Origin of the sequence: Intrasporangium sp., assembly GCF_051961875.1 — a bacterium.
Lineage (GTDB): Bacteria > Actinomycetota > Actinomycetes > Actinomycetales > Dermatophilaceae > Intrasporangium_A.
Window position 1 is genome coordinate 1 of the sequence record NZ_JBQCCV010000015.1, and the last position, 22,578, is coordinate 22,578.

The window sequence follows — 22,578 nt, forward strand, 5'->3', positions numbered from 1 at the left end:
TCGGCGGGGCGCGCCCCCCCCGGCTGGCGGGGCGCGCGCGGGTTTGGTGCCCCCCCGCGCCGCGCCCCCCCCTGGGGGGGCGGCGCGCCAACCCGCCGGGGTAGCCCGCCCCCCGGGCCGGCGGGTCAGTCGCCCCCGGGAGGGGCGGGGGCCGTCCCCCGGCCCGCCCACGTGGACCGGATGTGGCCGATGTGCTGCCTCATGACCCGGCGCATCTCGTCGCCGTCGCGGCGCAGGGCCGCATCGACCATCTGTTCGTGCTCCTCCGACATCTGTGCGAGCACACCGGCCTCGGCCAGTGTCTCGAGACCGTAGAGGCGTGAGCGGTGCCGCATGTCGCGGACGACCGACACGACGTGCTCGTTGCCGTGCAGGGCGAGGAAGCGGGTGTGGAACTCGTTGTCGACTTCGGTGTAGGTGACGAGGTCGTTCGTCGCGGCGGCCTTGGTGATCCGCTTGGCGAGCGGGCGCAGCTTCTCCACCGCCGTCGCCATCGGCCCCTCGCACTCCTCGGCCACCATCCCCATCACGGGGACCTCGATGAGCCCGCGCAGCTCGGCGAGGGCGTCGAGCTCGTGGTCGTCGAGATCGGTCACCCGGAAGCCCTTGTTGCGGACCACCTCGACGAGGCCCTCGGTCACGAGGTCGAGCATCGCCTCCCGGACCGGCGTCGCGGACACGCCGAACTCGGCGGCGAGCCTCGGCGCCGAGTAGACGTGCCCGGGTCGCATCTGGCCGGTGATGAGCAGGGCCCGCAGTGCCTCCGCGACCTGCTGCCGCAGGTTGGCCCGGTTGTCGAAGTTCGGCAACCGGAGTGGCGCCTCCGCTGGCGCGGCCCGTGTGCTCATCGTCGCTCCCCTGTCTCTCGAACCGTCAGCTCACCGCAGGACGAACCCCGGGACGAGCGCGTCGCGTGGGTCGACCACGAAGGAGCCGTGACCGAACCGGTGCGCAGTCCCCGTCACCTCAGGGACGACCGCCTCGTGCCCGTCGACGCGGACCCGCTCGACGGCGCGCGCCCGGAAGCGGCTGCCGACGATCGAGTCGTGCACGAGGACCTCGCCTTCGGGCAGCCGCCCCTCGAGGGTCAGCTGGGCCACCCGGGCGGCGGTGCCGGACCCGCACGGCGAGCGGTCGACCTCGCCGTCGGAGAAGATGACGACATTGCGCTGGTGCACCGCGCCGTCGGCGGTGAGCCCCTCGAACGGCTCCGCGGCAGTCCGCTCGGACGGGTCGACGTCCTCGTAGAAGATGGTCCCGTAGACCCCGGAGAGCCGGGGGTCGCTCGGGTGCTCGGCCGCATCGACGGCGTTGAGCCGGTCCCTGATCTGCCGGCCCGTCCTGATCAGCTCGGGGAGGTCGGCGGGGCACACCCGGAGGCCGACGGCGGACGCCCGCACAGCGGCATACATCGCGCCGCCGAAGACGATGTCACATGTCAGGGCGCCGCGGTCGGTCACCACGTCGACACCCTGCGCGTGCACCCAGCTCGGCACGTTGATGAAGGAGACGTCGCGGATCTCGCCATCGCAGAAGGCCACTCGAGCGGTCACGCGACCCGACGGCACGTCGATGACGACGTCCCGGGTCCCGGACTCCTGCCGAGCCACGAGCCCGGTCTCGACGGCCCAGGTCCCGAGCGCGATGGTGCCATGACCGCAGGCCGTGGAGAAGCCGTCCTTGTGCCAGAAGAGGATGCCGAGGTCGGCGCCGTCGTCGTCGGGCTCCGTGACGAAACCGCCGTACATGTCGGCGTGCCCGCGCGGCTCGCTGCAGAGGAGCCGCCGCGCGAGCTGGACTTCCTCGCTCGCGATGGCCGCCACCCGCTTCTCCGCGACGGTGGTCCCGCTGAGGGGCACCGCACCAGGGGCGACGATCCGGAACGGCTCGCCCCCGGTGTGGTAGTCGTCGGTGACGAAACGGACAGGCAGGTCAGGCGCCAAGGTAGGCCTCCACCACGCGCGGGTCGGCGCGCAGCTCGTCGGCGGACCCCTCGATGGTCACGACGCCGGAGTCGAGGACGTAGCCGCGGCTCGCGACCTTGAGAGCGGCGCGGGCGTTCTGCTCGATGAGCAGCACCGCGGTCCCCTGCTCGGTGATCGAGCGGACGACGTCCATGACCTGGGCGACCATGAGCGGCGCCAGGCCCATCGACGGCTCGTCGAGCATGAGCAGGCGGGGCGCGCCGATCATCGCGCGACCGATCGCGAGCATCTGCTGCTCGCCGCCGGAGAGGGTGCCCCCCTGCTGGCTGCGGCGCTCCGCGAGCCGGGGAAGCAGCTCGTAGACCTCCTTGATCCGCTTGTCGATCGCCTTGCCGTCGGTGACGGTGTAGCCACCGATCTGGAGGTTCTCGTGGACGGTCAGTCGGGAGAAGATCCGCCGCCCCTCCGGGACGTGGATGATGCCCATCTCGACGAGGTCCCACGGCTTGGCGTTCGTCACGTCCTTGCCGAAGGCGGTGACGGTGCCGCTGACCGCCCGGACGATCCCGGAGATCGTCCCGACCGTCGTCGACTTGCCGGCGCCGTTGTTGCCGAGGAGCGACACCGTCTCGGCCTCACGGACGGTGAGGCTGAGGCCCTTGAGCGCCTCGACCTTGCCGTAGTTGACGACGAGGTCCTTGACTTCGAGGACGGTGGTCATCGGTCCTCCTCGGGGGCCGGCTTGTGGTCGAAGACCTGGCTGTCGCTGCTGCTGGCGACGCGCTGGGCCTCCTCCTGGGCTTCGGCGTCGTCGGCGCCGAGGTAGGCCTCGATGACCGCCGGGTTGGTCCGGATCTGCTCCGGGGTGCCGTCGGCGATCTCCTTGCCGTAGTTGAGCACGACGATCCGCTCGGACACGTCCATGACGAGGCCCATGTCGTGCTCGATGAGGACGACCGCGGTGCCGAGGTCGCTGATCCGTCGCAGCAGGTCGAGCAGCGCGGCCTTCTCACCGTGGTTGAGGCCGGCGGCAGGCTCGTCGAGGAGCAGCATCTTCGGCTCCCGGGCGAGGGCCCGCGCGATCTCGACGCGGCGCTGCTCGCCGTACGGCAGGTTGCGCACCTCGGCCCCGCGGTTGCCGCGAGACCCGACGAAGTCGAGCCAGCGGTTCGCCTCGTCGGTGGCCGCCTGCTCGCTCCGCCGGTAGCGCGGGGTGTGCAGGATCGCGTCGAACGCGTTCTGCCTTATTCGGACGTGCATCCCGGCGCGGACGTTGTCGAGGACGGTCAGCTCGCCGAAGAGGCGCAGGTTCTGGAAGGTCCGGGCGACGCCGCGGGCGGCGATCAGCGCGGGCCGCTTGCCGGTGATGTCGGCTCCGTCGAAGCGGATCGAGCCTGCGGTCGGCTTGTAGAAGCCGGTGATGCAGTTGAACGCGCTCGTCTTGCCGGCGCCGTTCGGGCCGATGACCGAGATCACCTCGCCGCGGTGGACGTCGAAGCTGAGGCCGTTGACGGCGGTGACGCCTCCGAAGGCGACGGTGAGGCCGTCGACGTGGAGCAGCACCGGTGAGTCCTCGCGGGAGCGTGACGGGGAGACAGCGGGGCTCGTCACTGCGACACCTCCTTGGGGTCGGATGCGGAGCGGCGCCGTCGGCCGCGGGTCGGCTTCTCCTCGACCCGGTGCGGCCAGATCCCCTGGGGCCGGAAGATCATCACGACGATGAGCAGGACGCCGAAGATGAGGTAGCGCAGGTTCTCCGTGCCGCGGAGCAGCTCCGGCAGCAGCGAGATGATGACGGCGCCGATGACGACACCCGGGGTCGAGCCCATGCCGCCGAGGACGACGGCCATCAGGATGAGCGCCGAGAAGAGGAAGTTGAAGCTCGGCGGGGAAATGGCGGTCTGGTGGACCGCGAAGAGCACTCCCCCGAGGCCGCCGAAGATGGCACCGGTGACGTAGGCCGCGAACTTGACCTTGTAGGTGTGGATGCCCATCGCCTCGGCGGCGTCCTCGTCCTCGCGGACGAAACGCCAGGCGCGTCCGAGCCGGCCCCGGCCCAGTCGGGAGGAGGCGAGCACTGCCAGGCCGACGACGACCACGACGATCCAGTAGGTCGTGATGTCAGGCCGGTAGTCGCCGAAGTCGCCGAAGTCGGGAATTCCGTACACGCCGTTCGGGCCACCGGTGAAGTTCAGGTTGTTCGCGGTGATCCGGATGATCTCGCCGAACCCGAGGGTGACGATGGCGAGGTAGTCACTGCGCAGCCGGAGGGTGGGGCCGCCGATGAGGAGCCCGCCGATGACGGCCGCCACGACGACGAACGGGATCGTCAGGAGGATAGGCCAGCCGAACGTCGTGCTGAGGACACCCGACGTGTAGGCGCCGATCGCGAAGAACGCCGCGTAGCCGAGGTCGAGCAGGCCGCAGTAGCCGACCACGATGTTGAGGCCCACCGCGAGCATGATGAAGATCAGCGCGTCGGTCGAGATCCGGATCGTGTAGGCCGAGGAGTTGATGAAGGGCAGCGCGACGGCGAGGACGACGACGACCCATCCGAAGAGCGGGTGCCCCATGACGCGACTCACCGGGTTGGCGCGCGCCGCCTTCGCCGGGGCCAGGCCGTGGCCGACGGTACCGACGGCCGCGTCACCGCGGTCGTCGAGGGCCCGGACGAAGCCCGACGGCTCGTCGGGGTTAGGCGTGTCAAGTCGTTCGTTGGTCATCAGACACGCTCCGTCACGCGCTCGCCGAGCAGGCCTGTGGGCCGCACGGTCAGGAAGAGGATGAGGAAGCCGAAGGCGAAGACGTCACGCCACTCGCTACCGAGCACGGCTGTGCCGAACGACTCGAGCAGGCCCAGGACGATGGCGCCGAGGACGGCCCCGCGCAGGTTGCCGATACCGCCGATGACGGCCGCTGTGAACGCCTTCAGACCGATGATGAAGCCCATCAGGAAGTCGACCTTGCCGTAGTAGGCGCCGGCCATCACACCGGCGGCGCCCGCGAGGGCCGAGCCGATGAAGAACGTCCGGGAGATGACGTTGTCGACGTTGATGCCCATGAGCAGGCAGGCCTTGGGGTCCTGCGAGATGGCCCGCATGGCGCGTCCCGAACGGGTCCGCCGCACGAAGAGGTCGAGCGCGAACATCAGTGCCACGGCGACGAGCATCATGAACAGCTGCGCGTACGTCAGCCGGGCGCCGAAGATGTCCACGGCGCCGTTGCCGAACCCGACGGGATAGACCCGGGGGTTCGGGCCGAAGCCCACGGCGATGCCGTACTCGAGGGCGAAGCTCGCCCCGACCGCCGTGATGAGCACGGACAGTCGGGGCGCGCTCCGCAGCGGCCGGTAGGCGACCCGCTCGAGCACGAGGCCGATCGAGCCCGTCAGCACCATCGCGATGAGGAGGATGACGACGAGCGCCACGAGGGACCCACCCCCGAGAGCCCCGGCCCCGACGGTCAGCATCGTGTAGCCGGCGAACGCACCCAACATGTAGATGTCGCCGTGGGCGAAGTTCAGCAGCTTGATGATGCCGTACAACATCGAGTAGCCGAGGGCCACGAGCCCGTAGAACGCGCCGACGAACAGGCCGTTCAGAACGAGCTGGAGAAGGTAGTGCAGATCCATAGGGGGTAGGTCCCGCCGCGTCGTTACTTGTTGAGGACGAACTGGTCGCCCTTGACGACCAGGATGTCGAAGCCGCCCTCGGTGAGGGTGTGCTCCGGTGTGAACTTCAGGTTGCCGCTGAAGATCTTGAAGCCGTCGATGTTCTGCAGCGCCGTGATGACCTTGTCACCGTCGGTCGAGCCGGCGTTCTTGATCGCCTCGGCCGCCACACGGACCGCGTCATAGGACTGGGTCGAGTACGGGCCGGGGTCGGAGTTGAACGCTGCCTTGTACTTCGCGATCCAGGCCTCCCCGCCGGGGATGGTCTGCGGCGTCTGGGTCATCGTCGCGTAGACGCCCTGGGCGTTGGGCTGCCCGGCGATCGAGACCAGCTGCTGGTCGACCGAGCCGTCGGCGACCATGAACTTGCCCTTGTAGCCCGCAGCCCGGAGCTGCTTGATGATGAGGCCACCCTCCTGGTAGTACCCCGTCCAGTAGACGAAGTCGGGGTTGACCCGCATGATCGCCGTCACCGCGGCCGAGTAGTCGGACTCGCCGGCCGTCACGGACTGCTGCGTGGCCACCTTGACCGTGGCGTTGCCCTGGAGGTCCTGTGCCGTGCGGGTGGTGATGTCCTTCGAGTACGACGTGTTGTCGTCCACCAGCGCGACGTTCTTGGCTCCCGACTTCTCCATGAACTTGACGGCGGCCTCCGCCTGCTGGGCACCGGTTCCGTTGAGGAGGAACACGTTCTTGTTCTTGCCCTTGAGCAGGTCGTTCGAGTTCGCCGCCGGGATGATCATCGGGATGTTGGCCTTGCCGAAGATCGACAGCGTCGGCAGCGTGGCCGACGAGCAGTAGCCGCCGACGGACACCTTCGTGCCCTCGGTGACGAGCTTGGCCGCCGCCGCCGCAGCGGTCTTCGGGTCGCACGCCTCGTCCTCGACGACGAGCTTGAGCTTGCGCCCCAGGACCCCGCCCTTGTCGTTGATCTCGTTCACGGCGAGCTGCGCGCCGTTCTTCATGTACGGGCCGATGGCGGCGCTGCTGCCGCTCAGCGGCGTGGCCATACCAAGGATGATGTCACCCTTGTTGTCGCCACCGCCGCCCCCGGAGCCGCTGTTCGTGAGGCCGCCGCCACCACAGGAGGTGAGGGCGAGGACGACGCCGGCCGCTGCCGCAACGGCCCCGATCCGTGTGGTTCTCATCATTGAGGTTCTTCTCCGCTCCGGACGGCTCGCGCCGTCGTTGTCAACTGCTGTCACCAATGCGATGTGACATTGCACAAATGTAAGGAGTGCCCGGGCTCAGGACAAGGGCATTCGCGGTGTTTTTCAAACCGTGACGTGGCGAGCCCCGGGCCGGCGGCGCTCAGAGCTCGAAACCGGCCGGGAAGGGGTCCGTAGGGTCGAGCATGTACTGCGCGGTCCCGGTCACCCAGGCACGGCCAGTGATGCTCGGCAGGATGCCCCGCCGGTCCCCCACCGTCGTCTCGCCGAGGATGCGGGCGCCGAACCGGCTGCCGATGAACGACTCGTTGACGATCTCCTGGCCCACGGCGATGTTGCCGCGGGCGTGCTGCTGGGCGAGCCTGGCGCTCGTGCCGGTCCCACACGGCGACCGGTCGAACCAGCCGGGGTGGATCGCCATCGCGTGCCGGCCGTGGACCGGCGTGGAGTCGGGTGCCTCGAGGTAGACGTGGTGGCACACGTTGATCTCGGGGCGCTCTGGGTGCACGACGGGGTTCTGTTCGTTGATGGCATCCATGATCGCCAGGCCGGCGTCGATGAGCTGTCCCTTGGCGCTGCGCTCGAAGGGGAGCCCGAGCTCCTTGAGCTTGACGAACGCGTAGAAGTTGCCGCCATACGCGATGTCGTAGGTCACCGCGCCGAAGCCCTTGACCTCGACGACCTGGTCGAGTGCGTGGGCGTAGGACGGGACGTTCTCGAGGGTCACCGACGTGGCGGCGCCGTCCGAGACCGCGACCCGGGCGACGACGAGACCGGCCGGCGTGTCGAGGCGCACGACCGTCTCGGGCTCCGTCACCTCCACCATCCCGGTCTCGACGAGGACGGTTGCCACACCGATCGTCCCGTGGCCGCACATCGGCAGGCACCCGGACACCTCGATGTAGAGCACCCCATAGTCCGCGTCAGGACGGGTCGGCGGCTGCAGGATCGCTCCGGACATGGAGGAGTGCCCGCGCGGCTCGCACATCAGCAGCGTGCGGAGGTCGTCGCGCTCGGCCATGAAACGGAGCCGGCGCTCGGCCATGGTCTCCCCCGGGAGGACGCCGACCCCGCCAGTGATGACGCGGGTCGGCATCCCCTCGGTGTGGGAGTCGACGGCGTGGAAGAGCTTTCGCGTACGCATCGACGGTCAGGCTAGTCGGGTCACTTGAGCCCGGCGTCGATGACCGCCTGCGTCGCCTCGCGGACGACCTTCTCCTGCTCGGCGGTCAGCGGCTGACGCGGCGGGCGGCAGCCGCCACCGTTGCGGCCGATCATGTCCTGGCCGAGCTTGATCGCCTGGATGAACTCGGTCTTCGAGTCCCAGCGCAGGACCGGGTGCAGCTGACGGTAGAGCGGGAGCGCCTTCTCGACGTCGCGGGCGATCGAGGCCTGGAACAGCTCGATGCACGCCTGCGGGAAGACCTGCGGGTAGCCAGCGACCCAGCCCTTCGCGCCGGCGATGCCGACCTCGAGGACGGTGTCGTCGGTGCCGATCATGAGGTCCAGGCCCGGCGCGAGCTCGGTGATCTCGTAGCACCGGCGGACGTCGCCGGAGAACTCCTTGACGCCGACGATGTAGCCCTCCTTGTAGAGCTTCGCGAGCAGCGGCGGGGTGAGGTCGACCTTCGTGTCGATCGGGTTGTTGTAGGCGGTCACGGGCAGCCCGGCGCTCGCGACGAGCTCGAAGTGCTCGAGGATTGCGCGCTCGTCCGCGCGGTAGGCGTTCGGGGGCAGGCCCATGACGGCCTTGGCCCCGAGGTCCTTCGCGACCTCGGCGTGGCGCTTGGACTCGCGCCCGCTGTAGGCGCCGACGCCGGGCATGACGACGAAGTCGTCGCCACCCGCCTCGACGGCGGTCTGGACGACCTTGTCCCGCTCCTCCCAGGAGAGCGACTGGTACTCACCGAGCGAGCCGTTCGGCGCGGCGCCGTCCAGGCCCTGCTCCTTGAGCCAGGCCACGTTGTCCTTGTACGCGCCGAAGTCGATCTCGCCGTTCGCGTCGAACTGCAGGCTCGTCGCGACGAGGATGCCGTGCCACGGCTTCTTGTCGGTGTCCGTCATTGGTCACTCCTAGAAGAGAAGGGGGTGTGCCGCTCAGCCCGGTCCCAGCCGACCGTGGCCGTCAGTGCAATATTACATTGCATTCGCCCGAGCGCTACCCCCCAATTTTCCAGGCCGCTGCCAGCCGCTCTGCCGAGCGAGCCCTTCGGCCCAGAGGCCCCAACAGCACCCCGCCGTCGAGTGAGCAATCAGTCACAGCCGTCACGGAACAGGTGCTGCGGGTGGGGCGGAGCGCTCACTCGAGGTGGTCAGCGATGGTGCGGGTGGGGCGGAGCGCTCACTCGACGTGAGGTTCGGAGGTCGGCTGGGCGGCGAGCGCGCCGAGCGGGACCGGCGCCGAGATGAGTCGCTCGACCGCGGGACCGGGCCTTCCCGACGACAGCAGCGCGGCCGCGTAGCCGCAGACCCTGCCCTGGCACCAGCCCATCCCGGTCCGGGTCAGCTGCTTGACCTGCCTCGCGTCGGTGGCGCCCAGCTCGTCGATGGCCGAGCGAACCGTGGCGCAACGCACCTCCTCGCACCGGCACAGGATCGTGTCGTCCTCGAGGCGGTCCGCCCAGCCGGCCGGGACCGGATGAGCCCGCAGGATGGCGTCGGCGAAGGCGCGGAGGCGAGCGACCTCCCGGCGATCGCGGGCAACGCTCGCCCCCGGCATCCCGTGCGCGGAGAGGTCCGCCACGATCCCCGCCGCAGCGAGCCGGCCCTCGGCGACCGCCAACGCCGCACCGCCGACCCCGCACACCTCGCCGGCGGCATAGACCCGTGGCCGGCTGGTTCGCTGCAGGTCGTCGACCCCGACGACCGGGGTTCCCGCCAGGTCAGTCGTCAGGTCGACGCCAAGGGTGACGGCCAGGTCCAGCTGCGGGGTGAAGCCCCAGCCGACACCGACGGCGTCGACGGCGACGCGCTGCTCGCTGCCCGGCACCGGGTGCCCGGCGCGATCGAGCCGTGCCACCGTCACCGCCTCGACGCGGTCGGTTCCGTGGGCGCTGACGATCATCCGTCCGGTGCGCACCGGCACCCGGTGGCGCAGCATCGTGGCGGCATATCCGGCGCCCTCGCCCAGCTTCGCCGGATTGCGCACGACGGCGCGCCCCTCCCGGAGCCAGCCGCCGGGGCGGTTCGCCTCGTAGACACCGACGATGGTGCTGCCTCGGCGCGCCAGCCCGGCGGCCACGGGCAGCAGGAACGGCCCCGTGCCCCCGATCGCGACCCGCTGCCCCGCCCGGACACCGCCGGCCTTGAGCAGTGCCTGCAGACCGCCCACGGTCATCACCCCCGGCAGGTCCCAGCCCGGGAACGGCAGGGCGCGGTCGTAGGCGCCGGTGGCGACGAGGACGGCACGGGCGCGCGTCGTCGAGCCCGCCTCACGCCCCGGTCCACCACTGCGGTCGACGGTGTGAGCGGCATACCGCTCTCCGTCCGGCACGACAGACCAGACGTGCTGCTCTGAGCGGATCTCCAGACGACCCTCGGCGCGGCCCTGCTCGACGCGCCGTACCAGCTCGACGAACGTCCCTCGGTCATGGTGGAGGTCCGCGAGCTCTGCGCCGTCCAGCGCCCCGGGACCAGAAGCGGGAGCCGGCTGTCGCCAGTACTGTCCACCCGGCCCGTGACCGGCGTCGAGAACGACAACCGACAGGTCGGAGTGCTCGAGGACCGTTGCGGCGCAGGCGAGTCCCGCGGGTCCGGCGCCGACAACGAGGACGTCAGTCGTGCTCATGGCCGCTTCCCTCCTGTGTGGTCACGGTCTGTCCCGCCTCCGCGCGGACGAGGCAGGCGCGCTGGTTCGGCACGCCGTCCACGGTGACGAGGCAGTCGACGCAGACGCCGATCCCACAGAAGATGCCCCGCGGGGAGCCAGTGATGCGCGTGGTCCGCCACGAGGGCCGGCCGGCCGCGACGAGGGCGGCCCCGATGGTCTGCCCGGGGCGGAATGGCACCGGGGCGCCGTCGAACTCCAGCTCGCTCATGCAGTCTCCTCCGTCAGTCCCGCGAACCGGTCGGGCAGCATCGCGGCCCACTCCCCCGCGTTCGCAGGCGTCAGGGCACCGGTGACGTAGTCGCTGACGAGGCTCGCCGTCCCCGCAGCGAGCCCGATCCCGGCACCTTCGTGCCCGCAGGCGTGGAGGACCCCGGGAACGCGTTGGTCGGGCCCGATGACCGGCAGATGGTCCGGACAGTAGGGCCGGAAGCCGCGGTAGACGCGCAGCAGGTTGACGCCGGCCAGGAAGGGGAAGATCGCGACGGCCTGCCGCGCGAGAGTCTCGACGACGGTGACCGAGAGGCTGGTGTCGAAGCCGACCCGCTCGCGGCTGGCGCCGATGAGGATCGTGCCCCCACGCGTCCCCTCCACGACACAGGACGTCTCTAGGCCGGCATCCGAGGAGCCCACGTTGTCGACGTAGTCGGCCGAGTAGACCTTGTGTCGCACGAGCGGCGGCAGCGGCTCGGTCACCAGGACGAAGCCGCGGCGCGGCAGAACGGGCACGGGCGCACCCAGGCGCCGGCTCACCTCGCCACCCCACGTGCCGCTCGCGTTGATCACGACGTCCGCCTCGACGACCTCGCCGGTCGCAGTCCGTATGCCGCTCACCGAGCCGTCGCCGTTCGTGACCGCCGCAGCCGCATCCAGACCGGCGCGGAAGGTGGCGCCACGGCCCACGGCGGCGGCGAGCAGCGCGGCCGCCGCGAGGACGGGTTGGACCTGCATGTCCTCCGGGTAGTGCACCGCGCCGGGGATGCCGGGCGCGAGATGCGGCTCCAGGGCCAGCGGGTTCTCCACGTCGAGGGCCGTCACGCCCGCCCCCCGCTGGCCGTCGGCGAAGGTGCGCAACGACCCCAGCCCCGACTCGGTCTGGGCGACGACGACGCCGCCCTTCTCCTCGAGCTCGATCCGGTCGCGGCCGAGCAGGCCCCCGAGCTCGAGCCAGGCCCGACGGCTCAGCTGGGCGAGAGCGAGCTCTGCCCCGGGCCCCTTGTCGGAGACGAGGATGTTGCCCTCACCGCGGCTCGTCGTGCCGGAGCCGACCGGCTGCCTGTCGACGACGACCACCTCGACACCGCGCCGGGTCAACGCCTCCGCGCAGGCGGCGCCGACGATCCCCGCGCCGATGATGACCGCCCTTGTCACCGACCACTCCAGCGTCGCATGGTGTGTAATGTTACACATCACTGAACGCCAGCGTCCCACCATCGCGCCGAGGCCCCTACGTCCGCTTCCCGGACATCTGTGAGCCCGCGCGGAGAGGCAAGGAGAGCCATGACAGCGACCGGACAGTCGATCATCGCGGGTGTCGCGACATCGGGCACGGCCGGCACGTTCCGGGCCGTCGACCCCTCGACGGGCGAGTCCATCGGGCCCGAGGTGCAGGCCCTGACCCCGGACGAGCTGCGGGCGGCGACGTCCGCCGCGGCGGCGGCGTTCGCCGAGTACCGCGCGACGGCGCCCGAGGAGCGCGCCCGCTTCCTCGAGGCGATCGCCGACGAGATCGAGGCCATCGGCGACGAGCTCATCGACACCGCACACACCGAGTCCGGTCTGCCGGTCGCCCGCCTGCAGGGCGAGCGGGGGCGCACGTGCGGGCAGCTGCGGCTCTTCGCCCGGGTCGTCCGCCAGGGCGACCACCTCGGGGTCCGGATCGACCCGGCCCAGCCCGACCGCCAGCCCCTGGCCCGGCCGGACCTCCGGATGCGCCAGGTCGGCCTCGGGCCGGTCGCTGTCTTCGGCGCCAGCAACTTCCCCCTCGCCTTCTCGACGGCCGGCGGTGACACGGCCTCCGCCCTCGCCGCGGGGTGCCCCGTCGTCGTCAAGGGCCACAACGCTCACCCGGCGACGGCCGAGCTCGTCGGCCAGGCGATCGCCCGCGCCGCGGAGCGGACCGGTATGCCGGCCGGCGTGTTCTCGCTCGTCTTCGGGCTCGGCAACGAGATCGGCGCGGCACTCGTGACCGACCCGGCCATCCAGGGGGTCGGCTTCACCGGGTCGCGCGTCGGTGGCCTCGCCCTCGTGTCCGCCGCGGCCGGCCGCCCGCAGCCGATCCCGGTCTACGCGGAGATGTCCTCGGTCAACCCGGTCGTCGTGCTTCCCGGCGCGCTCGAGGGAGACCTCTCGAGCCTCGCCACGGGCTACGTGACCTCACTGACCAACGGGTCGGGCCAGTTCTGCACGAACCCCGGCCTGCTCTTCCTGCCGACCGGCGAAGCCGGAGACCGGTTCCTCGACGCGGTCGGGGACGCGGTCCGAGCCAGCGCCGGACAGACGATGCTGACCCCGCAGATCCGCGCCCACTTCGACCAGCGGGCGGAGTTCCTCGCGAACGCCCCCGCCGTCGCCACTGTGGCGATCGGCACGGCCGGCCAGACGGCGAACGCGCCGGCGCCGACCGTCTTCGCCACCGAGCTCGACGACTTCATCGCCGAGGAGGGGCTCGCGGAGGAGGTCTTCGGCGCCGCCGGCCTCGTCATCCGTTACGACGACATCGACGCCCTCACGGCCGCCCTCGGGCGGATCGAGGGCCAGCTGACGGCCACGATCCACGGCACGGAGTCCGACGTCGAGGACGCGCGGGTGCTCCTGCCGACCCTCGAGACCCGCGCTGGGCGCATCCTCTGGGGCGGCTGGCCGACCGGTGTGGAGGTCAGCGACGCGATGGTCCACGGCGGCCCCTACCCCGCCACCTCCGACTCGCGGACGACCTCCGTGGGCACCCTCGCCATCGAGCGCTGGCAGCGGCCCGTCTGTTACCAGGACCTGCCGGAGGCGCTGCTGCCCGAGGCGCTGCGCGAGGGCAACCCGTGGCAGCTGGCCCGGCGGGTCGACGGCACCCTCCAGCTTCCCTGAGCCAGATCCACCCCGCTCTCCTGGTCCAAAGGTGCCCCTTTCTCGGCGAGAAAGGGCACCTTTGGACCTCAGGTGACGCCGGATGTTGATGGCGTCCTGGCATTCGCGAGAGATCGTCCCGACCCGGCGGTAGTTTCAGCGCAATGCAGGCACTCCAGGACGCCGTGGACCGAACGGTCGAGCACACGGGATTCTCGGGCGTGGTCCGTGTGGACCGCGGCGGCGGCATGGAGCTCTGCAGGGCCTACGGGCTCGCTGACCGCGCTCACCGGATTCCCAACACCGTCGACACCCTCTTCGCGATAGCCAGTGGATCCAAGAGTCTGACCGCGCTCACCGTGATGAGCCTGGTCGAGCGAGGAACATTCGAGCTTGGCACCACCGCTCGTTCGCTGCTTGGCGATGATCTGCCCCTGATCTCCGACGATGTGACGATCGAGCACCTGCTGGCGCACCGGTCCGGGATCGGCGACTACCTCGACGAGGACGCCGTCGACGACATCCGGGACTACGTCATGTCGGTGCCGGTGAACGAGCTCGCCACGACGGAGCAGTTCCTGCCGGTGCTGGACGGTCACGAAACAGTGTGCCCAGCGGGGGAACGGTTCGCCTACAACAACTCCGGCTACGTCCTGCTCGCGCTGTTGGCCGAACGGGCGACCGGGGTGGGCTTCCACCAACTGGTGGATACGCTCGTCTGCGAGCCGGCGGGCCTGCGCGACAGCTCCTTCCTGCGCGCCGACGAACTCCCCGGGCGCGCCGCCCGGGGCTACCTCTGCGCGGACGGCCTGCGGACGAATGTGTTCCATCTCCCGGTTCGCGGCAACGGTGACGGTGGCATCTACTCGTCCGCTGCCGACCTCAGCGCCTTCTGGGAAGCTCTGTTCGCCGGACGGATCGTCTCGCCCGAGGGGGTCGCGGAGATGGTGCGGCCACACAGCGACTGGCCCGAGCAATCCAGGCGCTACGGCCTCGGGTTCCACCTGCACCCCACGGGCGACGGAGTCTGGCTCGAGGGCTACGACGCCGGCGTCTCGTTCACCAGCCGGCACTGGCCGAGATCCTCCGTCACCTACACCGTCATCTCGAACTGGACCGACGGCGCTTGGCCGATCGTCCGACTCCTCAACGACCGGTTCGGCAACTGAACGCCCGTGGCCCGGAGGCACGCACACAGCTGGGCCACGAGGTCGTGACCACCAGACCGCCATGCCCCTGCCTGCAAGGCGTCGAGCCCAGCGCGGATGGCAGGATGACCCGGTGAGCCAACGCCCCCAGCCCGCCGTCGTCCGCGTCCCCGTCACGACCGTCTGGCAGGAGCCGGACCGGCCCCGACCCGTGGATCGGCCGATCGTCGAGCCGCACCCCGACTCCTCCATCTGGCTGACTGCCCTCGACGCCCATGCCGGCGAGGACGAGACGGGCAACGGCCTTCTGGGCCTGCACGGGCGGATCGAGACCCAGCTCGTCGAGGGCGAGCCGGTCCACGTCATCGAGACCACACCGGACGGCACGTGGGCGCACGTCCGCTGCCCGTGGCAGCCCTCCCCCAAGTCGCCGGAGGGCTACCCCGGCTGGGTCCCCGCCGCGCACCTGCAGTGGGTGACCACGGAGGCCGAGCTCACGACATACCCCCGTCCCGAGGCGTCGATCGACCTCGAGGCGAACGCTGACCACCCCACCGTCTCCCTCGCCCGCAAGCACATCGGGCTGGCCTACCTCTGGGGCGGGCTGACGCCGTACGGGTTCGACTGCTCGGGCCTGGTGCACTGGGCCTGGCGAACCCTCGGTACGCGAGTGCCCCGCGACGCCTACGCCCAGCAGGAGGCGCTCATGCCGGTCGACCTCGACCAGGTCCGGTCGGGCGACCTCTACTTCTTCGCCCACCCGGGCCGACGCATCCACCACGTCGGCATCGTCACGGCGCCGGGCCGCATGGTCCACGCGTCCGAGACCGGAGGCGTGCTCGTCGAGGAGGAGCTGCCGGCCGAGCGGGTGGCCACACTCGTCGCCGCCGCCCGGGTGGCCGGCTGACCCGCTCCGGCACGACGTGGAGCGGGCCAGCCGGGGCTCGGTCAGCCGCCCAGCAGCCTTGCGTCCCGTTTAGTCTTCCAGAGACTCGCCAAGGTGGTGACCCCCAGGATGAGGACGATCGCACCGAGTGAGACGGAGATCGGGATGTCGGGCGCTGCCTCGACGGGCTGGCCGCCGTTGATGAACGGCAGGTTGTTCTCGTGCAGGGCATGCAGCATGAGCTTGATGCCGATGAAGCCCAGCAGCACGGCGAGGCCGACGGTGAGGTAGACAAGGCGCTTCAGCAGCCCGCCGATGAGGAAGTACAGCTGGCGCAGACCCATCAGCGCGAACACGTTCGCGGTGAGGACGAGGAACGGCTCCCTCGTCAGGCCGTAGATCGCCGGGATCGAGTCGAGCGCGAAGAGCAGGTCGGTCGTGCCGAGGGCCAGGATCACGATGAGCATCGGCGTGATGAGGCGCTTGCCGTTCTCCATGACGGTGAGGCTCGTGCCGTGGAATTCCTTCGTGGCCGGGAACCGGCGCTCGACCCACTTGAGCACCCGGTTCTCCTCGAAGTCCTCGTCCTCCTCGTCGCCGCTCCTCGCGAGCTTCACCGCGGTGTAGATGAGGAAGGCACCGAAGATGTAGAAGACCCAGGCGAAGGCGTTGATCGCCGCGGCCCCGACCGCGATGAAGATGCCGCGCAGCAGGATCGCGATGACGATCCCGGTCATGAGGGCCGACTGCTGCAACCGGGCCGGGACCCGGAAGTTCTGCATGATGAGGAGGAAGACGAAGAGGTTGTCGACCGAGAGGGAGTACTCGGTCAACCACCCGGCGTAGAACTCGCCGGCGTACCTGCCGCCCCACTCGTACCAGACGTAGAGGCCGAAGAGGATCGCGAGCGAGATGTAGAAGAGCAGGTGGCGGGTCACCTCGCCCATCGACGGCACGTGCGGTCGCCGGGCGATGACGAGGACGTCGACGAGCAGGAAGATGGTCAACGCCGCGATGGTGACGAGCCAGCCCCACAGGGAACGTTCATGAATGCAACCTTCCGGACACATGAATAGTGACCGGAGGTCTCTCCCACCGCGCGGGCGGGCCGACGGCCCGGGACCGCACGGCCTGGGGCCGCCGTCCGTGATGACGAGCACGTCGCATTGGGGATACTCCCCTCCGTGAACGCCTGATGCTCTCATTGTCCGCCGCGCCGGCTCAAGCCCGACGCGCCGGGCGTACCAGCATCCGGACCCCGACCCGGCGGCTCAGCGGGTCGCGGCCGTCATCTGTCGGAGCTCCTTCTTCAGCTCGCTGATCTCGTCACGCAGCCGGGCAGCCATCTCGAAGTGCAGCTCCGTGGCGGCCTGGTGCATCTGGGTCGTGAGCTCCTGGATCAGCCCCGCGAGGTCCGCCGCGGCCATGTCGGCCGGCCGTTCCGCACCGCCCGCACCCGAGACCCCCGCGTCGGCCGCGACGGCGCCCCGACCGGACCCGGTCTTGCCGCGGGACTGGATGCGGCCAGACCCGATGAGCTCCTGGGTGTCCGCGTCCTCGCGCTGGAGCAGGTCGGTGATGTCGGCGATCCGCTTGCGCAGCGGCTGCGGGTCGATGCCCATCTCGGCGTTGTAGGCGATCTGCTTCTCACGGCGCCGGTTCGTCTCCTCGAGTGCCTGCTGCATCGAGGGGGTGATCGAGTCGGCGTACATGTGGACCTGTCCGGAGACGTTGCGGGCCGCCCGGCCGATCGTCTGGATCAGGCTGCGGGCCGAGCGGAGGAAGCCCTCCTTGTCGGCGTCGAGGATCGACACCAGCGAGACCTCGGGCAGGTCGAGGCCCTCACGGAGCAGGTTGATGCCGACGAGGACGTCGAAGACGCCGGTCCGCAGCTCGCGGAGCAGCTCGACCCGGCGCAGGGTGTCGATGTCGCTGTGCAGGTAGCGCACCCGGATGCCCTTGTCGAGCAGGTAGTCGGTGAGGTCCTCGGCCATCTTCTTGGTCAGGGTCGTGACCAGGACCCGCTCGTTGCGGTCGGTCCGCTCGCGGATCTCATGCATGAGGTCGTCGATCTGCCCCTTCGTCGGCTTGAGCACCACCTCGGGGTCGACCAGGCCGGTCGGGCGGATGATCTGCTCGACGGGCGGCCCGGACTTCGCCAGCTCGTAGTCACCGGGCGTCGCCGACAGATAGACGGTCTGCCCGATGCGCTCGAGGAACTCCTCCCACCGGAGCGGCCGGTTGTCCATCGCGCTCGGGAGCCGGAAGCCGTGCTCGACGAGCATCCGCTTGCGGGACATGTCGCCCTCGTACATCGCGCCGATCTGGGGAACGGTCTGGTGCGACTCGTCGATGACGAGGAGGAAGTCCTCGGGGAAGTAGTCGAGCAGGCAGTTCGGCGCGGACCCGGCCGCGCGGCCGTCGATGTGACGGCTGTAGTTCTCGATGCCGGAGCAGAAGCCGACCTGCCGCATCATCTCGACGTCGTAGGTGGTGCGCATCCGCAGCCGCTGCGCCTCGAGGAGCTTGCCCTGCCGCTCGAACTCGGCGAGCTGTTGCTCGAGCTCGGACTCGATGCCCGCGATGGCCCGCTCCATGCGCTCCGGCCCGGCCACATAGTGCGAGGCGGGGAAGACGTACATCTCCTGCTCCTCGTGCACCACCTCGCCGGTGACCGGGTGCAGGGTGTAGATCCGCTCGATCTCGTCGCCGAAGAACTCGATGCGCACCGCGAGCTCCTCGTAGACCGGGATGATCTCGACGGTGTCGCCGCGGACCCGGAACGTGCCGCGGGTGAATGCGAGGTCGTTGCGGGTGTACTGCATCTCGACGAACCGGCGCAGCAGCTGGTCACGCTCGATCACCTGCCCGACCTTGAGCCGGGCCATCCGGTCGACGTACTCCTGTGGCGTGCCCAGACCGTAGATGCACGAGACGGAGGCGACGACGATCACGTCGCGCCGCGTCAGCAGTGAGTTCGTGGCCGAGTGCCGCAGCCGCTCGACCTCGTCGTTGACCGAGCTGTCCTTCTCGATGTAGGTGTCGGTCTGCGGGATGTAGGCCTCGGGCTGGTAGTAGTCGTAGTACGAGACGAAGTACTCGACCGCATTGTTGGGCAGCAGCTCACGGAACTCGTTGGCGAGCTGCGCGGCCAGCGTCTTGTTCGGCGCCATGACGAGGGTCGGTCGCTGGACCTGCTCGATGAGCCACGCCGTCGTCGCCGACTTGCCCGTGCCGGTCGCGCCGAGCAGGACCGTGTCCAGCTCACCCGCGTTGACCCGTCGGGTCAGCTCCGCGATCGCCTGCGGCTGGTCCCCGCTCGGCTGGTACTCGGAGATGACCTCGAACGGGGCGATCGCGCGCTGGAGATCGGTGGTGGGACGCATGACACAACGGTAAACCGGACCGCCGACAGCCCTATTCCGGCGAGACCAGCTCCCCCGGGCTCGGCGCCCATCCGGTCTCGTCGGCCCAGGCCCACGCCCGCCGCCACGCGTCCTCGAACCACGGCTCCTTCGCTTCCGCGTAGACATCGGTGCGCGGATCGGCGGCGAGCAGCGCACGCTTGTGAGCGGCATACCCCTCGCGCTCCTGCGGGACGGCACGCAACCAGTCCCGGAACAGCAGCGCGAAGCGCCAGCCCGGCGACCCCGCCTCCCGCACGTGGATGTGGACGATCTGCGCGGGGTCACAGCCGCCGTAGAAGCGCTTCGCCCAGCCGGCCGGATCCGCTCCGGCGGGATGCGGGGTGTCGCCGAGGTTGCCCACGCTCAGCACGTATCCCGCGTCGCGCAGCGCGCCACCGAACTCCGGCCGGTCGGCGTCCTCGAGCGCCGCCACGCCGATCTGGATGTCGATCACGTCCTTGGCGATGAGGCCGGGCACCGCGGTAGAGCCGATGTGGGTCACGTCGCCCGTGGCGCCGGCCCGCGCCAGCGCGGCGGCGAGGCGCGCGACGACCCGCTCGCCGCGTGCGCACCAGGCCGCCTCCGGACTGACGACCGCGTTCCGGTCGGGCCGCTGCGTCCGCATACCGCTCACGAGGTTGGCGTTGAACGGCTCGATCCGCTCGCGCCAGAGGGCGTCGACCGCGGCGACCAGCTCGTCCGGGGTGCCGTTGTTGTCGAGCCAGACGTCCGCCGCGGCCCGGCGCTCCGCGTCGTCGACCTGGGCCGCGATCCGGTGCCGCACGTCGCCCTCGTCGAGGCCCCGCTGCTCGACGAGGCGCCGGACACGAGTCTCCACGTCGACGTGCACGACGACGGCGAGGTGCTCGTGCACCCAGAGGCGTCGCTCGACCAGCAGTGGCATGTCGAAGACCGTGACGCGACCGGCAGGCACTCCCCCGCGCCGCTGCTCGATACGGTCCCCGATCGCCGGTCCGGTGATGGCGTCGAGGGCGGCCAGGGCGTCCGGGTCGGGGAAGACGATGGCGGCGAGGGCCGCACGGTCGAGGGACCCGTCCGGGCGCATCACGGCGTCCCCGAAGCGGGTCCGGATGGCGGCAAGGGCCGGCTCCCCCGGCTCCACGACCTCGCGCGCGACCTCGTCGGCATCGATGACGATCGCGCCCAGCTCGGCCAGGCGCCGGGACACCGACGACTTGCCCGACCCGATCCCACCGGTGACTCCCACTCGCAGCACGGGGGATAGCCTACGGGCGGGTGGCTGCGCCGCGAGGGCTCACGCGTCCCGGGGGCGGCGTGGCTCAGCCGACGAGGGAGGCGAGCTCGAGGGCGCGGGCCGGGTAGTCGGTCACGATGCCGTCGACGCCGAGGTCGAGCATGGTGCTCAGGTCATCGGGGTGGTTGACGGTCCACGGGAGGACCGCGATGCCAAGAGAGTGGGCCCGGTCCACGAGGCCGGCGTCGACCGTCGAATGGTGCGGGCCGACGACGCAGGCCCCGAGCTCCGCGACCGCACCGGCGACGTCGTCGCCGTGGTCCTCCCAGGAGACGGTCCCGAGCCAGGCGCTGCCCGGGGCGTAGGTCGTGCCGACCTCGACGAGGGCCGAGCGGAGCAGCCCGGGCGCGAGGGTCCTGGACCGGTCGAGCACCGCCCAGTCGAAGGAATGGACGAAGCAGCGGTCCTCCAGCCCGTGCTCGTGGATCTCGGCGAGCACGGCATCGACGAGGGGTTCGCGGGTCGCCCGGGAGATCGGGTGGGTGGGGTCGACCTTGAGCTCGATCGTCCACCACATGTCGTCGTCGAGGGCGGCGCCGAGCTCGAGGACCTCGTGGAGGGTGACGACGCGGGCCGCGGGGTCGAGCCGCTGGTCGGGAAACCTCGGGTGGGCCGCGCTGCCGATGTCGACCGTGCGGAGCAGCGCGAGGTCGAGCTCGTCGACGCGTGCTCCTGCGAGGTCGGGTCCGGTGAACCGGCACCGCGCGGGGTGAAGCACCTGGTCGTGCCAGAGCACGGCATGCCCGTCTCCGCTGAGCCGCACATCGATCTCGATCGCGGTGGCGCCCGCCTCGATGCCCGCCCGCATCCCTGCGAGGGTGTTCTCGGGCGCGAGCCCACGGGCACCACGGTGGCCCTCGACGTCGACAGCACCGAGCCGGGCCCAGGGCCCAGGTCGTGTGGCGCACGGGGCGGTCGTGACAGTCACACCGAAAACCTATCGGTGTAGTTCAGACGTGCCCTGAACGCGCGCTGAACGGCATCACACAGGTTGATGGATGGTACGGGTGAGGGCCCGGTCCACTCGGACCGGGCCCTCACGCCGTTCAGCGATGCGGGTGTCAGTTGCCCGTCAGCTTCTCGCGCAGAGCGGCGAGGGCCTCGTCCGAGGCGAGCGTGCCCTCGGCGGGCGCTGCCTGCTCGGCACCGGTCGCGGACGAGTAGGACGTCGCGTTGCCCGCGCTGACCGCGGCCTCGGCGTCGGCCTTCGACGCGGCCTCGACCTGCGCCTTGTGGGCCTCCCACCGGGCGTGGGCCTCGGCGTACTCGCGCTCCCACTTCTCCCGCTGAGCCTCGTAGCCCTCGAGCCACTCGTTGGTCTCCGGGTCGAAGCCCTCGGGGTACTTGTAGTTGCCGCTCTCGTCGTACTCCGCGGCCATGCCGTAGAGCGTCGGGTCGAACTCGGTCATCGCGAGGGCCGTGTCGTTGGCCTGCTTGAGCGAGAGCGAGATGCGGCGACGCTCGAGGTCGATGTCGATGACCTTGACGAAGATCTCGTCACCGACGTTGACGACCTGCTCCGGCAGCTCCACGTGGCGCTCGGCCAGCTCGGAGATGTGCACCAGGCCCTCGATGCCGTCCTCGACGCGGACGAACGCGCCGAACGGGACGAGCTTGGTGACCTTGCCCGGGACGACCTGGCCGATCGCGTGGGTCCGGGCGAAGTGCTGCCACGGGTCCTCCTGCGTCGCCTTCAGCGACAGGGAGACGCGCTCGCGGTCCATGTCGACGTCGAGGACCTCGACGGTGACCTCCTGGCCCACCTCGACGACCTCGGACGGGTGGTCGATGTGCTTCCAGGACAGCTCCGAGACGTGGACGAGACCGTCGACGCCGCCGAGGTCCACGAACGCACCGAAGTTGACGATCGAGGAGACCACGCCGGAACGGACCTGGCCCTTCTGGAGCTCCTTGAGGAACGTCGTACGAACCTCGGACTGCGTCTGCTCGAGCCACGCACGGCGGGACAGGACCACGTTGTTGCGGTTCTTGTCGAGCTCGATGATCTTCGCCTCGATCTCCTTGCCGACGTACGGCTGGAGGTCGCGGACGCGCCGCATCTCGACGAGGGAGGCGGGCAGGAAGCCGCGCAGGCCGATGTCGAGGATGAGGCCACCCTTGACGACCTCGATGACGGTGCCGGTGACGACGCCGTCCTCCTCCTTGATCTTCTCGATCGTGCCCCAGGCGCGCTCGTACTGGGCGCGCTTC

At 70.4% G+C, this 22,578-nt stretch carries 20 protein-coding genes; 3 read left to right on the top strand and 17 right to left on the bottom strand.

Annotation, left to right across the window (positions count from 1 at the left end):
* Positions 1–125: 125 nt before the first annotated feature.
* The 12 genes from ACTHJJ_RS00600 to ACTHJJ_RS00655 all read right to left on the bottom strand — a co-directional run bounded on the left by ACTHJJ_RS00600 (position 126) and on the right by ACTHJJ_RS00655 (position 11,961).
* On the bottom strand, positions 126–848 hold the full coding sequence (locus ACTHJJ_RS00600) for a GntR family transcriptional regulator (protein ID WP_440300999.1): 723 nt from the start codon (positions 846–848) through the stop codon (positions 126–128).
* A gap of 30 nt (positions 849–878) precedes the next feature.
* The gene (locus tag ACTHJJ_RS00605) at positions 879–1,943 is read right to left on the bottom strand and encodes a proline racemase family protein (protein ID WP_440301000.1); all 1,065 of its coding nucleotides are present in this window, start codon (positions 1,941–1,943) and stop codon (positions 879–881) included.
* On the bottom strand, positions 1,933–2,646 hold the full coding sequence (locus tag ACTHJJ_RS00610; RefSeq protein WP_440301001.1) for an ABC transporter ATP-binding protein: 714 nt from the start codon (positions 2,644–2,646) through the stop codon (positions 1,933–1,935). The genes ACTHJJ_RS00605 and ACTHJJ_RS00610 overlap by 11 nt, the downstream gene beginning before the upstream one ends.
* Positions 2,643–3,536: an ABC transporter ATP-binding protein gene (locus tag ACTHJJ_RS00615; protein WP_440301002.1), complete on the bottom strand. Its 894-nt coding sequence runs from the start codon at positions 3,534–3,536 to the stop codon at positions 2,643–2,645. Before ACTHJJ_RS00615 ends, ACTHJJ_RS00610 begins: the two co-directional genes overlap by 4 nt.
* Positions 3,533–4,648 carry a branched-chain amino acid ABC transporter permease gene (locus tag ACTHJJ_RS00620; protein WP_440301003.1) on the bottom strand — a complete coding sequence of 372 codons (1,116 nt, stop codon included), beginning with the start codon at positions 4,646–4,648 and terminating at the stop codon, positions 3,533–3,535. Before ACTHJJ_RS00620 ends, ACTHJJ_RS00615 begins: the two co-directional genes overlap by 4 nt.
* Positions 4,648–5,556, bottom strand: coding sequence for a branched-chain amino acid ABC transporter permease (locus tag ACTHJJ_RS00625; RefSeq protein ID WP_440301004.1), 909 nt, complete (start codon positions 5,554–5,556; stop codon positions 4,648–4,650). The genes ACTHJJ_RS00620 and ACTHJJ_RS00625 overlap by 1 nt, the downstream gene beginning before the upstream one ends.
* A 23-nt stretch (positions 5,557–5,579) precedes the next feature.
* Positions 5,580–6,743 (bottom strand): branched-chain amino acid ABC transporter substrate-binding protein, encoded by a 1,164-nt coding sequence (locus tag ACTHJJ_RS00630; protein ID WP_440301005.1) that lies wholly within the window; start codon positions 6,741–6,743, stop codon positions 5,580–5,582.
* A gap of 163 nt (positions 6,744–6,906) precedes the next feature.
* A complete protein-coding gene (locus tag ACTHJJ_RS00635; RefSeq protein WP_440301006.1) occupies positions 6,907–7,908 on the bottom strand; it encodes a proline racemase family protein in 1,002 nt (333 codons plus the stop codon).
* 20 nt (positions 7,909–7,928) lie between these two features.
* A complete protein-coding gene (locus ACTHJJ_RS00640; RefSeq protein ID WP_440301007.1) occupies positions 7,929–8,828 on the bottom strand; it encodes a dihydrodipicolinate synthase family protein in 900 nt (299 codons plus the stop codon).
* Between the two features lie 277 nt (positions 8,829–9,105).
* On the bottom strand, positions 9,106–10,551 hold the full coding sequence (locus ACTHJJ_RS00645) for an FAD-dependent oxidoreductase (protein WP_440301008.1): 1,446 nt from the start codon (positions 10,549–10,551) through the stop codon (positions 9,106–9,108).
* Positions 10,538–10,801, bottom strand: coding sequence for a (2Fe-2S)-binding protein (locus tag ACTHJJ_RS00650; RefSeq protein ID WP_440301009.1), 264 nt, complete (start codon positions 10,799–10,801; stop codon positions 10,538–10,540). Before ACTHJJ_RS00650 ends, ACTHJJ_RS00645 begins: the two co-directional genes overlap by 14 nt.
* Entirely contained in the window at positions 10,798–11,961 is a 1,164-nt protein-coding gene (locus ACTHJJ_RS00655; protein ID WP_440301010.1) for an NAD(P)/FAD-dependent oxidoreductase, read from the bottom strand. Before ACTHJJ_RS00655 ends, ACTHJJ_RS00650 begins: the two co-directional genes overlap by 4 nt.
* A gap of 129 nt (positions 11,962–12,090) precedes the next feature.
* On the opposite strand from ACTHJJ_RS00655, the gene ACTHJJ_RS00660 reads away from it, so the two are divergent.
* From ACTHJJ_RS00660 to ACTHJJ_RS00670, 3 genes are all read left to right on the top strand, one after another.
* Complete coding sequence (locus tag ACTHJJ_RS00660) at positions 12,091–13,671, top strand: aldehyde dehydrogenase (NADP(+)) (protein WP_440301011.1); 1,581 nt, start codon at positions 12,091–12,093, stop codon at positions 13,669–13,671.
* 143 nt (positions 13,672–13,814) lie between these two features.
* Positions 13,815–14,819 carry a serine hydrolase domain-containing protein gene (locus ACTHJJ_RS00665; protein ID WP_440301012.1) on the top strand — a complete coding sequence of 335 codons (1,005 nt, stop codon included), beginning with the start codon at positions 13,815–13,817 and terminating at the stop codon, positions 14,817–14,819.
* Between the two features lie 112 nt (positions 14,820–14,931).
* Positions 14,932–15,705, top strand: coding sequence for a C40 family peptidase (locus ACTHJJ_RS00670; RefSeq protein ID WP_440301013.1), 774 nt, complete (start codon positions 14,932–14,934; stop codon positions 15,703–15,705).
* 41 nt (positions 15,706–15,746) lie between these two features.
* Here ACTHJJ_RS00670 and ACTHJJ_RS00675 read toward each other — a convergent pair whose 3' ends face one another.
* The 5 genes from ACTHJJ_RS00675 to rpsA all read right to left on the bottom strand — a co-directional run.
* Complete coding sequence (locus ACTHJJ_RS00675) at positions 15,747–16,754, bottom strand: TerC family protein (protein ID WP_440301014.1); 1,008 nt, start codon at positions 16,752–16,754, stop codon at positions 15,747–15,749.
* A 201-nt stretch (positions 16,755–16,955) separates the two neighbouring features.
* Entirely contained in the window at positions 16,956–19,070 is a 2,115-nt protein-coding gene (gene uvrB, locus ACTHJJ_RS00680) for an excinuclease ABC subunit UvrB (protein WP_440301015.1), read from the bottom strand.
* A 31-nt stretch (positions 19,071–19,101) separates the two neighbouring features.
* On the bottom strand, positions 19,102–20,328 hold the full coding sequence (gene coaE / locus ACTHJJ_RS00685) for a dephospho-CoA kinase (protein WP_440301016.1): 1,227 nt from the start codon (positions 20,326–20,328) through the stop codon (positions 19,102–19,104).
* 64 nt (positions 20,329–20,392) lie between these two features.
* On the bottom strand, positions 20,393–21,295 hold the full coding sequence (locus ACTHJJ_RS00690) for a glycerophosphodiester phosphodiesterase family protein (protein WP_440301017.1): 903 nt from the start codon (positions 21,293–21,295) through the stop codon (positions 20,393–20,395).
* 133 nt (positions 21,296–21,428) lie between these two features.
* The coding region (rpsA, locus tag ACTHJJ_RS00695; protein ID WP_440301018.1) for a 30S ribosomal protein S1 at positions 21,429–22,578 on the bottom strand (1,150 nt) is incomplete at its 5' end.